We start from the raw sequence: 14,562 nt of genomic DNA, 5'->3' as shown, positions 1-14,562 counted from the left end.
GTATTTCAGCAGGATATGCCTCACCAACAAAGAATTCCTGAACGGCCCGCCCCAACACCGGAGTGGGCGTATGCTGCTGTCGCAGCCGATGCGGTGCGGCCGATCCGGTGAACCCACTTCATATGTGATGAACGACATGGCGCCCATCAATGCAGCCACGCGCGCATGTCATCGGCGGGCACACGCCATCATGTGGCAGTGAGCCATCAACCGATTGGGATATGTTCACATGAACATTGGACGTACTGCTGGCGACCTTCGAAGAATCACTGAAGACTGGTGGAGAGGCACTCTTGCCGCTGCCTGGCAGGTGCATTCGCCATTAGCGATTGTCCTTGTGGTCACCTGCGTCATATCCGGACTCTTGCCGGTGGCGGTCACGCCATTCATCGTGGGAAAGTCCGAGCATGGCTTCCCCCTAGTGGTGGCTGCGGTTGCAATTCAGGCCATCCTCTCGCGATTATGTGCGGGGCTCGGCAGAGTAATGGGTGGAGCCTGCTCCTCGTGGCTTCACCGACGTTTGATCGACGTCGCGACCGACCTTACCCCCGCAGCAATGAGCTCCCCACAAGTGAGCGCTGACGTTGACCGAGTGCGGACCTGCGACGAGGGACTCATCGGGCCTACGCTGGCTGATGTTCACGAAGTTCTATGGCCACGTTTGGCATCGTTGGTGACCTTTAGCTTTGCCCTGATCGCGCTGGCAACCATAGCGCCACTCGCCGCTGTTGGAGTGTGCTTTATGGCCGTCTTATCACGTTCCATCCCAGACGCCTTAGGGGACCTGAGCCCTGCAGATCGAGCCAGGATGGCGAGGCTCGGCACAGAGGCTGACGACCTCTATGGCTTGTGCGTGCGGGATGAGGGGGCAAAAGAATTACGGATTTTTGATTCTCTTGAGTGGATCGTCGGACGTTATCGGAGCGTGCGCTCCCAGATTGAACAGTATACTTTAGCTGGAGCAAGGAAGTGGCGAGAGCAGCTTGGGCCGTACTGTATAAAGATCACCTTAGCCTTCATGGCGACCTGCGCATTGGTCGTTATAGAAGGTAGTGATCGAGGTGCCGGAGCGATGGCAGGGGGCCTGTGGCTTTTGGTGGTCATCCTGGGGTCCGTGCCCGCACGAGATTCAGATTGGTGGATTCATACATCACTGGATCCCTGGACGTCCGTTCATGCCCTCTCCAAGGAAACATCCAGGAGTCGAGATGGCCTCCATTCCGCTACTGCTGAGCGAGGAGATGCGCGCCCGGGGCTGACCGTCGAGTCCGTCTTTTATCAGTATAGGGACTCAGGCGAATATGCGCTTCGTGGAATCACTCTGAATGCGAGACCAGGGGAGACGATCGCCATTGTTGGCCCCAATGGCTCTGGAAAATCTACGCTAGGTATGCTACTTGTCGGTCTGGATGTTCCTAGCAGCGGTCTGATCGCCCTAAACGGAGATCGATTGACTCGCCCCCGCTGGGAGTGTCACGAGCATATCGGGGCTGTATTTCAGGACTTCACGCTATTCCCTGAGTCGACCCTCACTAATGTAGGGCATGGGCATTATGTCGCTGCGCAGACCCTCATGCGCCGTTGGCGCATCCCAGAGAGACAGCCCACTGACGACTCCAGAGAGCCTCAGCTGTCAGGAGGCGAGAGACAGCGGATCGGAGTCGCCCGCGCGGTCGCACGGGGCGGGGGCCAAGCGCGTCTCTTGCTGCTTGATGAACCGACTTCACAAATGGACTCGCGTAGTGAACGGGAGGTCTTCGAGGGGCTGCCTGAGCTGGCACCCCAAGCAGTGAGAGTCCTAGTGACCCACAGGCTCTATTCCATACCCGCGCATAGTCGGATATATGTTTTAGAGAATGGCGTTATGACCGGTGTTGGCACGCATTTAGAGTTGATGGCATCGTCAGGTTGGTACAGTGACATGTGGCGGTTGCAATCAGTGGAATATCTCGATGAGCGCGGCAAGGGTGTCGAATCGTGACTGCCGCACATGGCCTCTCAGTCCGCCCCACGAGGACTGCTGTAGCTCGACAAATGATGTCGATAGGGCTGCGAGCGGATCCCTTTCGACTGCTATTTCTGGGGGCTCTGAGCGTTCTGCGAGCCATATCTGATGTGGCCATCGCATGGTTGTTGGTGCATCGACTTTGGGAGGTTGACCTCACCTCTTTGACCTCCATCGCTAGTTTTTCCATGCTGCTGGCTGCCTCACTCAGTATCGGTATGTGCACAGGTCTCTTCATGTCTTGGGTCGACAGTGGCTTCAGAGTAAGAGTGAGATCGCAACTGGAGGAATCGGCTGCTTGGCAGATGGGCGGTTTCGCCAGGACGACTCTCCTCGAGCCCCATCTGAGGGAAAACACTGAGATCCTTCGCAACGGAAGCACTCAGCTCGGGATGTTCTACTCAGATCTCGTCAGGCTGACCGGCGCTGTGGTGAGGCTCTTAGGCCTGGCAACTATTTTAGGCACGACCGGATCGGGATCGCTCATCATATTTATCTGTTGCCTACTCCCCATTGGGGCGGCGAGATTAGGTGCGAGTGCAAAGTCAAGGTGTCTTAAAAAATCGCGTCGATGGGATAATGTCCGCCAATGTGCGCTGTCTTTATTTTCGTCCGCATCTGGATTGCGAGATCTGAAACTATACGATAGACAGCAGGAATATGCGGAGAAATTTTCCTATTCTGATGCCCGGGCACGCGCTTGGAAGGTGAGAGGCGAAGCTGTGAGTGCTGCCCTGGAGGCTATAGGTTGGCTCATGTTTCTCGTCCTTTCTTGGCTCCTGATTTTGGCTGGCCAGGGCGGATCCTTAGAGACTGTGGGGGCATCCGTGGCCCTGCTTCAGCTCATGGGAGCCTGTACAGCTTGTATACGGGTTATCGCCTCGATGGAGGGCTGGCTGGGCGCTTGCTCAGAGCTGGTGTGGGTTCATCATTGGATTGCCCGCCAAGAAGGTTGTCTGGTAGGTGGTGAACCTGAAGACTCCGCGCGGGAGTGCGCGAGTATCGCAGGTGAGCCGGACCTCACGTTGGTTTTTGATCATGTTAGCTATCGATATGATGGGGCCTGCGAGACTGCTCTCCATGACTTAAGTGTGACCTTTACATCTCCTTGCGTGGTCGCCGTGGTGGGTGAGAATGGTTCTGGAAAGTCAACATTTGTCAAGCTGGCAATGGGCCTGGTGGCGCCCTCACAGGGGAGAGTCTACGTTTCGGTCGGTGGGGAGCATCAGGATCCTGCAGCGACGAGGGGACTTCGAACTGCCGTATTTCAAGACTTCCTCCGGCCAAAGTTATCCATCCGGGAAGTCGTGGGGATGGGTGGTCTTCGTGCGGGCACGTTACCCCCAGACGTGTGCATTCATGAGTCTATTGCAGCAGCGGGTTTAGCTGATGACGTGAGTTCCATTGGTGGATTAGATGTCCTCTTGGGGCCCGGCGGTCGGGGGATGTCTTTCGGTCAGTGGCAGAGGTTAGCGATTGCCCGTGCCTCGATGCGGAGGAAAGCCCCGCTATCAATGTTGGATGAGCCTGGTTCCGCTCTTGACCCGGCTGGCGAGGAAGCTCTCTATGCCAGGCTACGAACTAGTGGAAGTGGTTACTCCGTCGGCGGCGTCACGCTACTCGTCACGCATCGTTTGGCTGCGACGCGGTATGCGGACATCGTGTGTGTGTTTGAAGCGGGGCACTTAGTGGAGATGGGCAGCCCCGCTGAGTTGATGGCTCGACCTGGAGGGTTTTTGCGTCAGCAGTTCGATGTGCAGGGTGAGGAAGGTGAGTAGCTCATTGTGGGCCGCTCCGTGGAGTTGATCCAGGCGGATAGTCCGCCGAGCAGGTCGGCAGATTCTTCACGCCGGGGCCCGGTGAGGCGCTGAACCCTAGGCGTCCTTGATCTCGCACAACACCGCTCCACTGGTGACGGTTTCCCCAGCTGACGCGGACAGCCCGCTCACTACGCCCGCCTTGTGCGCCGTCAACGGTTGTTCCATCTTCATTGCTTCCAACACCAGTACCAGGTCGCCCTCAGCGACCTGGTCGCCTTCAGCGACGGCGATCTTCACGATGGTGCCCTGCATCGGGGCTGTCAGGCTGTCGCCACTGACCTTCGTTCCGGCCCGGCCACCGGACGACGACCGGCGTGGAGCTTTCCGTTTCGCGGTTGTCCCGGTGCTCGCTCCGGCCGTGCCGACCGCCATCTCAGCGGGCAAGCTCACCTCGACGCGTTTACCCCCGACTTCCACCACCACGCGTTGTCTTTCCGGTTCTGGATCGCCAGCTCCAGCGCCCCCGGCGTACGGCTCGATCTGGTTGTCGAACTCACTTTCCATCCAGGTCGTGTACACCGAGAACGGCTGCTCCGGATCCGTTGGCGCGAACGCCGGATCATCCACCACCACCCGATGGAAAGACAATGCCGTCGGCATCCCGTCCACCTCGAATTCCGCCAACGCCCGCCGGGCTCGCTGCAACGCCTGCTGTCGGGACTCGCCCGTCACAATCAGCTTTGCCAACATTGAATCAAACTGCCCAGACACCACATCGCCCTGCTCCACCCCGGAATCCAACCGCACCCCAGGACCCGACGGTGGTCGGAACGTGGACACCGTCCCTGGCGCCGGCAAGAAATTACGCCCCGGATCCTCGCCATTGATTCGGAACTCAAACGCATGCCGTCGTGAGATCGCCAGCGCCAAATCCGATTCGGCGTACCCCAGCGCCTCCCCATCAGCGATCCGGAATTGTTCCCGCACTAGATCGATGCCGGTCACCTCTTCCGTCACCGGGTGTTCCACCTGCAGGCGCGTATTGACCTCCAAGAAACTGATCAGCCCGTCTTGGCCCACTAGGTATTCGCAGGTCCCTGCCCCGACGTATCCCGCTTCCCGCAAGATTGCTGTCGATGCCCGCACCAGCTCCGCGTTTTGCTCCGCCGTCAGGAACGGTGCAGGCGCCTCCTCCACCAGTTTCTGATGACGCCGCTGCAACGAACAATCCCGGGTCGAAACCACCACGACATGGCCGTGCATGTCAGCCAAACATTGCGTCTCAACGTGACGTGGTTTGTCCAAGAACCGTTCCACAAAACACTCGCCTCGACCGAAAGCCGTCACCGCTTCTCGCGTCGCCGATTCAAACAGCTCTGGGATTTCCTCTACGGTGCGAGCCACCTTCAAGCCGCGCCCACCACCGCCGTACGCCGCTTTGATCGCCACCGGCAGCCCAAACTCCTCTGCGAACCGGACGATCTCCTGCGCGTCAGCAACAGGGTCCTTCGTGCCCGGCACCAGCGGTGCACCAGCACGCATCGCAATGTGACGAGCCTTCACCTTGTCGCCCAAGGCGTCAATCGCCGCTGGTGACGGTCCGATCCACGTCAACCCGGCATCGATAACGGCCTGGGCAAACGACGCGTTCTCCGCGAGGAAGCCATACCCCGGATGCACTGCGTCGGCGCCACTGCGGCGAGCTACGTCCAATAGCTTCTCCTGCACCAGGTAGCTCTCCGCTGGAGTCGACCCTCCCAACGCATACGCCTGATCAGCCACCTTGACATGCAAGGCGTCCCGATCCGGGTCGGCATAGACGGCGACCGAGGCGATCCCGTGGTCGGCACAGGCACGGGCGATACGCACAGCGATCTCGCCGCGGTTCGCGATCAGCACAGAGGAGATGGCCATGGCCCGGAGCCTAACGGCCAGGAGTGTGTTCAGGGCCGTTTGCCGACCAGCCGATTCGGCGGTGAACCGATGTTCGGTCGTGGAAGTCCCCCGCCGGTCCGGCTAGGTGGGTGGTGTCCGCACTAGGGTCGGGCCATGACGCAGACCCCCATGATCCCGTTGACCTCCGCTTCCTCCGCCAGTCACATCCCTCAGCTGGGGTACGGCGTGTACAAGCTCACCCCGGACCAGGCCGTCGAGTGTGTAGGTGAGGCGTTGCGAGTCGGCTACCGCAGTATCGACACCGCCAGCTTCTATGGCAATGAGGACGGTGTGGGAAGAGCAGTGCGAGACAGCGACATCCCCCGTGAAGAGATCTTCGTGACCACAAAACTCTGGAACGACGCTCACGGCTACGAGCAAACTTTGCGCGCTTTCGAGGAGTCCCGGAACCGTCTCGGTCTCGACTACGTCGACCTCTACCTCATTCACTGGCCCTGCCCTGGGCAAGACCAGTACGTCGACACGTGGAAGGCACTGTTGCACTTGCGCGACGAAGGTGTCATCCGGGCCGCTGGGGTCAGCAACTTCGAACCCGAACACCTGGACCGTCTGGTCGAGGAGACCGGGATGGCCCCGGCGGTCAATCAGGTGGAACTGCATCCCTACCTGGCCCAAATGCCATTGCGAGCTGCCGCTGAGCGACACGGTGTCGTGGTGGAGGCGTGGAGTCCCTTGGCGCGAGGTGGCGCGTTGTTTGCTGACCCCGTGGTGGTGCAGATCGCTCAGGAAGTGGGGGCAACTCCGGCGCAGGTGGTCCTGGCCTGGCATCTCGCCCATGGCACGGTCGTCATTCCGAAGTCGGCAACTCTGTCACGGATCGCTGAGAACTTCGCCGCGATTGACGTGACCTTGGACGATCGACAGCTGGCTTTGCTAGATGGATTGGACCGGGATGGACGGACCGGGCCGGATCCGCGGGTGTTTGGCGCCTGACCGGTCGGTGGCTGCGGTCTGACGGGGCGTCAGGCAGGGGATCACCGTCGGGGTGTCCCGTCGGACTTACAGTGCCATTTTTTACCCAGCTTCAATTTTAGCGTTTTCACTGGTCACAGGCCTGGAATGCAGGAGTGAGGAAGCTATCGGGGTGGGCACTGTACGTCCGGAGGGACCAGTGGTCCGCTGACGCCGCCACCGCGAAATGTCATGCCTGCACTACCTTTGATAGTAGATCTGCTACATTTTTCAGTATGAGTGTGGATAGTGTGCCGGTTATCAAAGCCCGGGACATCACTATGAGCTTCGACGAACACCAGGTCCTACGTGGTGTGGACCTGACCGTCCAGCGCGGTGAGATCGTCGCCCTCCTGGGACCCAATGGTGCTGGTAAGACGACGTTCTTAGAGATCCTGGAAGGTTTTCGCCGTCCCACGTCAGGACAGGTGACGGTCCTCGGCGCCACCCCGTTGACCGCGGGTGAAGACTGGCGCTCCCGCGTCGGTGTTGTCCTACAGTCGTGGCGAGACCACTCGCTGTGGCGGGTGGGGGAGTTGATCAGCCATGCTGGCGAGTTTTACCGTCCGTACGGATCTCCTGACAGGCCCCGGCCCTGGCCCATCGACGACTTACTCGCACGAGTTGGGTTGCGGGACAAAGTTAGTCAGAAGATCTCCTCGCTCTCTGGTGGTGAGCGTCGCCGTCTCGACCTGGCGATTGGGCTGATCGGCCGCCCAGATCTGCTATTCCTCGCCGAACCCACCAATGGCCTCGACCCTCAAGCCCGCAGCGAATTGCATGATCTCATCGTCGAACTTGCCGACGACGAGGTGACCGTGCTCATGGCCACCCATGACCTGGGAGAAGCGGAGAAGATCGCTGACCGTCTTCTCATTCTCACCGGCGGCCGTTTCGTCGCCGATGAATCTCCGGACCAGCTTCGTCGCTAGGTTTCTCGTCGCGCCGAGATCATCTGGTCAGAAGCAGGAACCCGACACATCCACACCACAGAGGATCCCGTCGCCTATCTCCGTGACCTGCTCGCCGAGGGCAGGCCGTCGATCTCCGACCTGGAGATTCGTCGCGCCACCCTCGAAGAGGTGTATCTCGACCTGGTGGCGGGGGTGCGGGATCGCGTCCCAGTCGGAGGTTCTGATCTCATCGCTGCTCCCTGCCAGGCTCAACTCGACAAGGAGATCCGATGACCTCGCCGTCCACTATTGCCGCTGCTACCTGGCGGCACGCCAGGATAGAACTCCGCGGCCACTTGACTGGATGGCGTCTCCTCGCTTGGGCAGTCATGCCTTTCGTCATGGTGATAACCGTGTGGACGCTGTCCGGGACCCCGGTGAAGTCATCCACCATCGATCTTGCCGCCTACCTGCTGCCCGGCCTCATCACCGTGTGCACCACGGTCACCGGAATGAACTCGATGATCGTTCAACTTGCGTCAGCTGAAGAGGACGGCAGCTTGCTGCGGGCCAAATCGATCCCTGGAGCTTTAGCAGCCCACCTGTGGGGGGAAATCTGTGTTGTCGCAGCACTCAGCCTGCTGCCACTGGTCTGCTATGTGGCGGTGATGGCCTTGGCGTGGCCCGACTTGTTGCCAGGGAACCCTCTGGCCTGGGTGACGATGATCGCGGTCACCGGGTTGGGGATGTTGGCGACTTTTCCGGTCTCGGTAGTCATCGGCGCCTGGTGCCGCCGCACCCTACGTTCGATGATGCTCTCCATGGTGATTTATGTCCTTGCTGCGCTGAGTGGGTTGTTCTTCCCGTTGAGTCTCTTGGCGCTGTGGGCGCAGATCCCTCTGCAAGGACTCCCTTTCTATTGGGTGGGTCTCGGACTTCGGACGACACTTCTGCCTGCTGACATCGTCGCTGTGGAAGTCACCCAGAGCTGGCGGTTGGAGCTGACCTTCGTGGTCTTGGCGCTGTGGGCGATCGTGGGGTTGGCGCTGGCGCCGCGGGCGCTGCGTCACCTATCTCGGCGCCAGTCGGCGTCGGTGCTTGCCGCGACTCGGGATCGCTTTCTGGCCAGGGGATACTGAACGTCATGTCCGAGCAGGTGCACAACCGTATTGCCATGCTGCGCGCCGAACGCGGAGTGTCCCGTCGGGCATTAGCTGAGGCGCTGGGAGTGCACTACCAGACCGTGGGATACCTCGAACGCGGGGAATACGCGCCGAGTCTCTATCTGGCGTTGCGGATCGCAGCGTTCTTCGAGGTGCCGGTGGAGGTGGTGTTTGCCACGGAGCCCTTCCCGTTGCTGGGCAGCGGCAACGCAGGTTGAGAGCTGTGGAGCCGTGAGGCTGCATCCGGTGAGGTGTGCGCTCTGGTGGTGCTGACGGTCGGGGCGTCCCGTCGGACGTACAGTGCCACGGTCAGCTCCGCCTCGAATTCCGCATCTTCGCAGTTCATCGGCGTGTAGCGCAGAGATGGTGGGTCCGTCAGGACGGGCACTGTACGTCCGACGGGACACAGCGACATCCTCACCAGTGACGTTTTAACGTGGTGGGGGTCCGACCCGCAGGGCACCGCACCCGGTGAGCTGCGGGTCGGAGCACCCTCAGATCTGGGCGAATTTCGCGGTGAAGTGCCGTAGTGCCGGGGGCTCTTCGATGATTCGGTAGCCGGGCAGGTCTGGCCCCATCGCTTTGACCTGCTCACAGACTTCAATGACGTAGTCCATGTGGCTCTGGGTGTAGGTGCGCCGGGGGATGGCGAGGCGGACCAGGTCCATGGCGGCGGGTTGTTCGGTGCCATCGGGTTGACGCCCAAACATGGCGGTACCTATCTCGCAGGCGCGCACCCCACCGACCTCGTAGAGGGCCACAGCGAGGGCTTGGCCAGGGAATTTCAGAGGTTCAATGTGGGGGAGCATGGCTCGGGCGTCGATGTAGACGGCGTGCCCTCCGGTGGGTTTGATGCAGGGGATGCCAAGGCGTTCGAGGGCGTCGCCGAGGTAGGCAGTGGAGGTGATCCGATAGTTGAGGTAGTCGTGATCAACCGTTTCTTTGAGGCCTTGGGCGAGGGCTTCGAGGTCGCGTCCGGCCAAGCCGCCGTAGGTGGGGAACCCTTCAGTGAGGATGAGCAGGTTGCGGCATTCCTGAGCGAGGGCGTCGTCGTTGAGGGCCAGCCAGCCGCCGATGTTGCCCATCGGATCTTTTTTGGCGGACATGGTCATGCCGTCGGCGCAGGCGGCCATGTCCCGGATGATGTCGACGACATCGCGCTCGCGGTGTCCTTCTTCGCGCATCCGGATGAACCAGGCGTTTTCGCCGAAGCGGCAGGCGTCAAGGAAGAGCGGTTTGCCATGTCGGTGGGCGATCTCGGAGACGGCGCGCAAGTTTTCGAGGGAGACCGGTTGGCCGCCGCCGGAGTTGTTGGTGATGGTCATCATGACGCAGGGCACGTCGGCGCCATGGTCGGTCAGGAGCGCGTCGAGGCGTTCCAGGTTCATGTTGCCTTTGAACGGGTGGTCCAGGGCCGGGTCGTGGCCTTCGTCGATGACGAGGTCGACGGCGGTGGCGCCGGTGAATTCGATGTTGGCGCGGGTGGTGTCGAAGTGGGTGTTGCTGGGGATGGTGCGTCCGGGTCCGGCGAGGGCGCCGAAGAGGATTTTTTCGGCGGCGCGGCCTTGGTGGGTGGGGATGACGTGGGTGTAGGGGAAGAGGTGTTGGACGGCGTCGCGGAAGAGGTAGTAGGAGGGGCTGCCGGCGTAGCTTTCGTCGCCGTGTTGGATCGCGGCCCATTGGTCGCGGCTCATCGCGCCGGTGCCGGAGTCGGTGAGGAGGTCGATGAGGACGTCTTCGGCGCGCAGGGAGAACAGGTTGTACGACGCCTCAGCGGCGGTGCGGCGTCGGTAGGCGGCGGTGGTCATGTGGAGTGGTTCGACGGAGTGAATGCGGAAGGGTTCGATGACGGTGCGGAAGGTGGGTTCAGTCATGGGTTCAACTGTGGCGCGCTGCTTCTGCTGGTGTGAGGTGTTTGGCTGCACTGGGTGGGGTTGATCGTGGGGCGGACGTCGGTCCTGATGCTTCGGGTGGCTCAGTTCGTGGTGGTGGCGACCGATGGGGGGTGATCGGGGCTGTGTGGTCGCGGGTCCGGGTGCCGTGTCGCGAGGGTCAGGCATGAGGGAGGACATCATGAGGATCGGTGGCGATGAGGATGCGTCACGGCGTCCTGACGTGCAGGCCTGGGCTGCGCAGATTGCAGCGATGCATGTGAGTGTGGCGCGGATGACGGCATCAGCTCCGTCGGCCCCGTCATCGCAGGTGTCGGGGGTCGCTGGGGTGGGAGCAGCGGCGCCGGTGGGGTCTGTTGGTGGCGTGGGGAGGTCGCCGCAGGGTGCGGCGGAGGATTCGTGGGTGGTGGGCGCAGCGGAGGGGATCCGCGCGCAGGTGTTGGGGGCCCGGCAGGGGCACATGACGATTCAGGACGGTTTGGGGTACGTGCAGGTTGCTCGGGAGGACTTGGACCGTTCGCAGGAGGTGTTACGCCGGATGCGGGCGGTGGCGGTGCAGGCAGTGGTGGGGGGTGATGCTCCGGCGGTGGCCGAGGTGTTGCAGAAGTATGTGGATAGGTCGGCGCAGGAGTTGGAAGGGATCGCTGAACAGGCTCGTCATCACACCCTGCAGATGTTGGGTGCCACGGCGAGGATGTGGATGGCTGATGCGGCGGCCGCGCGGGTGATTCCTCGGCCGGGTGGTGCGGCGGTCCCTTCTTTGGCGGTGCCTCCGTTGGGCGTGTTTGCTTCTGGAGTCGTGGCTGGTCAGGGTAGTGCGTCGGAAGCGGCGCCAGTGGGGGCAGCGGCGGTCGCGCCGAGTTCGTCGGCGTCGGTGGTGTCGGCGGTGGCTGTGCCCGCAACAGACCGGCCGTCGGCAGCGTCGGGGACGGTCAATCGGGTCCCGATTGGGTCGCCGGAGCAGGCGCGGCGGGCGGTGGCTCGCATCGATTCGGCGGCTGATGTGTTGGCGGCGGTGCGGGGCGCGGTGGATGAGGCGGAGCAGAGTCTGTCAGCCACGATTGAGGAGTTGGGTGTGGGGCAGGTTGATCTGGGTGCGGCTCGTCAGGGGGCGGTTCGGGCGTCTGAGCCGGATGGCGGGTTGAGTCCGGCGCAACGGCAGTTGCGCTTGCAGGAGGCAACGGAGACGGGAGCGGCGGTGTTGGTGGAGGCAACGAGGGCGCAGTTTGCGGCGGTGACCAGCGTGTTGGGTGGTGCGGCGGCGGCAGGCGCGGCGGCTGTGGTGGCTCAGGGTGCGGTGGCGGCTCGTGATGTCACCGTGGGTGCCCGGCCGGTTGTGGAACCGGTGGCGGTGTCGGGTCGTTCGGCTCGGGCATCGTCTGGTCGGGAGGGCGCCTCACCTTCTGGCGCGGGAGTAGCACGCCGTTAGGTGGGCGATGCCGGCCTGCTGGGTTGGCAGTGTCCAGTAGATACTGGGCGGCATGTATATCCCTGCTCATTTCTCGATGGACGTTCCGGAATGTTTGCAGATCCTCGCCGGGATGGGGGCAGGTGATTTTGTCACGGTGCATGAGCACGGCCTGGATGCGACGTACCTGCCGTTCGAGCTGATCGGTGCAGGAGAGGATGGACCTGCTGGGATGCACGTAGGTCCGACCGGATCATTGGTGGCGCATATGGCTCGGAATAATCCGCAGTTTCGCACGCCGGTGACCGCTCCGGGATTGGTGGTGGTCCATGCGGGGGATCATTATGTTTCGCCGGGGGATATGCCTGCTGCTCAGGAGCACGGTCGGATGGTGCCGACCTGGGACTATGTCACGGTGCAGGTGTACGGCGAGGTGATCTGGTGGGATGACCCGGTGTGGCTGGCGGCCACGATGAGCCGAATGACTCGTCGGCATGAGCAGCAGTGGGTCGGTGACCAGCGTCGATGGTGGTCGATGGATGATGCGCCGCAGGAGTTCATTGACCGGATGATGCGCGCGGTGGTGGGAGTGCAGGTCCGCATTGACCGGGTGGTGGGGAAGGCAAAGATGAGTCAAAACAAATCACCGGACGATGTGCAGGGCCACATAGTGGCATTGCGGGAGCGTGGTTTGCATGACTTGGCGACATACAAAGAAGAAGTGAGTTTGCCTGCGGCGCAAGCGAGGCGGGCATTGTTGGCGAAGGTCGCTGCGGAACGGGCCCGGCGGGACAAACGGGGATGACGCGGCGCGTCGCTGGCTGAATCGGTCGTCGGGCGCGGGGAGCGGCCGATACTTGTGGGTGATGAATCATTCTGACCTGCACGATCGAGAGCATGAGCATCTCGGTGCATCAACTGATGTGCCCCTGCCGCGCGGTGGTCATCGTCATGCCCGGCATCGCCGTCCGGGTCTGCTGGCTGATCCGGCGTCGCTGTCACCGCGGCTACGCCGGCGCCGTGCTTACACCTTGGTGGCGTTGACGCTGCTGCTGCCTGGGTCGGCGCAATTGGTGGCGGGTCGCCGCCGGTGGGGTCGAGCTGGGTTGCGGGTGTGGGCAGCGCTGTGGGTCGTGGCAGTGCTTTCCGCGGTCACAGTGTGGGTACGTCGCAGCTTCGTCTTGGGGCTGTTCTCCCGGACGTGGACGTTGTGGGTGTTAGCAGCACTCTTGGCGGTGGCGGCGGTGGCGTGGGCCTTGACCTTCGTGGATGCGGTGCGTCTCTCACGGTTATCCACACTGCCGCGGGCCACTCGACGCGGCGTCGTGGTGGCGGCAGTGGTGGGCATCGTGGTGACTTCTGGCCCGTTGGGATGGGGGGCGTCGGCGTTGTATACCGGCGGCGCAGTGTTGGGGCAGGTGTTTCACGCCGACGTCAGTCGGCAACCGGTCAAGGGCCGTCTCAATGTGCTCTTGCTAGGAGGTGATTCAGGGGCGGACCGGATGGGCACCCGCCCGGACACGATCATCTTGGCCAGTGTTGACGCGGCGACAGGCAAAGTCGTCACGTTCGGGTTTGCCCGCGACACCGAAAACATCACCTTCCGGTCGGGGTCGGTGATGGCCCGGTTGATGCCGCAGGGCTGGAACTGCGGTGACGAATGCTTACTCAACGGCCTCTACACCTGGGCAGGCGAGCATCGGGACCAGTTCCCGTCCGAGGTGGACGACCCTGGGGCGTGGGCCACCAAAGAAGCAGTCGAGGCGCTGTCCGGTGTGGACATCCAGTACTACGCGTTGATCGACCTCCAAGGCTTCACGACGATGATCGACGCCGTCGGTGGGCTGGACATGATCGTCAAAAACTCCACCCCGATCGGCGGGGGCAGCTCACCAGTGCGCGGATATATCCAGCCAGGCCGACACCACTTCGACGGGTTTCACGCCCTCTGGTATGCGCGTTCCCGGGAGGGATCGACCAACTACGATCGAATGGCGCGGCAACGGTGCGTTCTCCAGGCAGCGATGAAACAAGTGGATCCGCAAACGGTAGTCACTCGATTCCGAGACCTGGCAGCGGCAGGGGAGAAGGTCTTACACACCGACATCCCGCAAGCTGACCTGGGCGGATTAGCTGACTTGTCGTTGCGGGGCCGCGCCTTCCCAATCACCGGTATCAATTTCGTGCCGCCGTTGATCAAGCCATGGGATTACGATCCAGGCGTGATCCGTGACACCGTCTCCTCGACTTTGGCTGCGAGTGAGGCCGATCCCGGAGCTGCTGTCCCTTCCAGCGCTGCCGGACGTGTGGGTCCACGTCCGCCTTCTTCGACTGAGTCTGGTCCGGCTGCTGCGGGGGGTGCCTCATCGGGGGCAGCTCCTGGCGGTGTGCGCCGACCCGGTGGGTCCGGGCAGGATGAGGGGAGTCAGGGCGGTGGTCAGGCTTCCAGCGGTGGAGACCGGACCCCTGCTTCGACTGTGACCGACGGCTCCGACGTCTGCGTCGTGCCGTGACCTTTTCCGCGCGACAACACC

Annotated in this window: 11 protein-coding genes; 9 read left to right on the top strand and 2 right to left on the bottom strand. The window is 62.1% G+C overall.

All coding sequences use genetic code 11. The features are described 5' to 3' along the window. Positions 1 to 229: 229 nt before the first annotated feature. Both KEM60_RS16830 and KEM60_RS16825 read left to right on the top strand, forming a co-directional pair. Positions 230 to 1,981: an ATP-binding cassette domain-containing protein gene (locus KEM60_RS16830; RefSeq protein WP_219106214.1), complete on the top strand. Its 1,752-nt coding sequence runs from the start codon at positions 230 to 232 to the stop codon at positions 1,979 to 1,981. 53 nt (positions 1,982 to 2,034) lie between these two features. Next, the gene (locus tag KEM60_RS16825) at positions 2,035 to 3,783 is read left to right on the top strand and encodes an ATP-binding cassette domain-containing protein (RefSeq protein ID WP_370626303.1); all 1,749 of its coding nucleotides are present in this window, start codon (positions 2,035 to 2,037) and stop codon (positions 3,781 to 3,783) included. A gap of 96 nt (positions 3,784 to 3,879) precedes the next feature. Here KEM60_RS16825 and KEM60_RS04050 read toward each other — a convergent pair whose 3' ends face one another. After that, entirely contained in the window at positions 3,880 to 5,679 is a 1,800-nt protein-coding gene (locus KEM60_RS04050; RefSeq protein WP_219106212.1) for a biotin carboxylase N-terminal domain-containing protein, read from the bottom strand. 135 nt (positions 5,680 to 5,814) lie between these two features. Between KEM60_RS04050 and KEM60_RS04045 the strand changes: the two genes are divergently transcribed. The 4 genes from KEM60_RS04045 (at position 5,815) to KEM60_RS04030 (ending at position 8,946) form a co-directional block, all read left to right on the top strand. After that, positions 5,815 to 6,654 carry an aldo/keto reductase gene (locus tag KEM60_RS04045; RefSeq protein WP_219106211.1) on the top strand — a complete coding sequence of 280 codons (840 nt, stop codon included), beginning with the start codon at positions 5,815 to 5,817 and terminating at the stop codon, positions 6,652 to 6,654. A 254-nt stretch (positions 6,655 to 6,908) separates the two neighbouring features. Then, a complete protein-coding gene (locus KEM60_RS04040; protein WP_255574214.1) occupies positions 6,909 to 7,604 on the top strand; it encodes an ABC transporter ATP-binding protein in 696 nt (231 codons plus the stop codon). Between the two features lie 251 nt (positions 7,605 to 7,855). Continuing rightward, positions 7,856 to 8,704 (top strand): ABC transporter permease, encoded by an 849-nt coding sequence (locus KEM60_RS04035; protein ID WP_219106210.1) that lies wholly within the window; start codon positions 7,856 to 7,858, stop codon positions 8,702 to 8,704. Between the two features lie 5 nt (positions 8,705 to 8,709). Next, a complete protein-coding gene (locus KEM60_RS04030) occupies positions 8,710 to 8,946 on the top strand; it encodes a helix-turn-helix transcriptional regulator (RefSeq protein WP_219106209.1) in 237 nt (78 codons plus the stop codon). 276 nt (positions 8,947 to 9,222) lie between these two features. Here KEM60_RS04030 and KEM60_RS04025 read toward each other — a convergent pair whose 3' ends face one another. Further along, positions 9,223 to 10,602 (bottom strand): tryptophanase, encoded by a 1,380-nt coding sequence (locus KEM60_RS04025; RefSeq protein WP_219106208.1) that lies wholly within the window; start codon positions 10,600 to 10,602, stop codon positions 9,223 to 9,225. Positions 10,603 to 10,801: 199 nt separating this feature from the next. On the opposite strand from KEM60_RS04025, the gene KEM60_RS16750 reads away from it, so the two are divergent. The 3 genes from KEM60_RS16750 (at position 10,802) to KEM60_RS04010 (ending at position 14,541) form a co-directional block, all read left to right on the top strand. Beyond that, a complete protein-coding gene (locus KEM60_RS16750) occupies positions 10,802 to 12,049 on the top strand; it encodes a hypothetical protein (protein ID WP_219106207.1) in 1,248 nt (415 codons plus the stop codon). 52 nt (positions 12,050 to 12,101) lie between these two features. Beyond that, a complete protein-coding gene (locus tag KEM60_RS04015; protein WP_219106206.1) occupies positions 12,102 to 12,833 on the top strand; it encodes an FMN-binding negative transcriptional regulator in 732 nt (243 codons plus the stop codon). 61 nt (positions 12,834 to 12,894) lie between these two features. Next, entirely contained in the window at positions 12,895 to 14,541 is a 1,647-nt protein-coding gene (locus KEM60_RS04010) for an LCP family protein (protein ID WP_255574212.1), read from the top strand. The last annotated feature ends 21 nt before the right edge of the window (positions 14,542 to 14,562 follow it).

It is taken from the genome of Austwickia sp. TVS 96-490-7B, from assembly GCF_019331795.1.
In the GTDB taxonomy this organism is placed as follows: Bacteria; Actinomycetota; Actinomycetes; order Actinomycetales; family Dermatophilaceae; genus Austwickia.
Note: the sequence above shows the minus strand (reverse complement) of the source record. Positions and strands in the feature narration are given on the sequence as shown.

Bases quoted from the DNA above. Each gene is read 5' to 3' on its own strand.
- KEM60_RS04015 (WP_219106206.1), top strand. From the start codon at position 12,102: ATGTATATCCCTGCTCATTTCTCGATGGACGTTCCGGAATGTTTGCAG.
- KEM60_RS16825 (WP_370626303.1), top strand. From the start codon at position 2,035: ATGATGTCGATAGGGCTGCGAGCGGATCCCTTTCGACTGCTATTTCTG.
- KEM60_RS04035 (WP_219106210.1), top strand. From the start codon at position 7,856: ATGACCTCGCCGTCCACTATTGCCGCTGCTACCTGGCGGCACGCCAGG.
- KEM60_RS16750 (WP_219106207.1), top strand. From the start codon at position 10,802: ATGAGGATCGGTGGCGATGAGGATGCGTCACGGCGTCCTGACGTGCAG.
- KEM60_RS04045 (WP_219106211.1), top strand. From the start codon at position 5,815: ATGACGCAGACCCCCATGATCCCGTTGACCTCCGCTTCCTCCGCCAGT.
- KEM60_RS16830 (WP_219106214.1), top strand. From the start codon at position 230: ATGAACATTGGACGTACTGCTGGCGACCTTCGAAGAATCACTGAAGAC.
- KEM60_RS04040 (WP_255574214.1), top strand. From the start codon at position 6,909: ATGAGTGTGGATAGTGTGCCGGTTATCAAAGCCCGGGACATCACTATG.
- KEM60_RS04030 (WP_219106209.1), top strand. From the start codon at position 8,710: ATGTCCGAGCAGGTGCACAACCGTATTGCCATGCTGCGCGCCGAACGC.
- KEM60_RS04025 (WP_219106208.1), bottom strand. From the start codon at position 10,602: ATGACTGAACCCACCTTCCGCACCGTCATCGAACCCTTCCGCATTCAC.
- KEM60_RS04050 (WP_219106212.1), bottom strand. From the start codon at position 5,679: ATGGCCATCTCCTCTGTGCTGATCGCGAACCGCGGCGAGATCGCTGTG.
- KEM60_RS04010 (WP_255574212.1), top strand. From the start codon at position 12,895: ATGAATCATTCTGACCTGCACGATCGAGAGCATGAGCATCTCGGTGCA.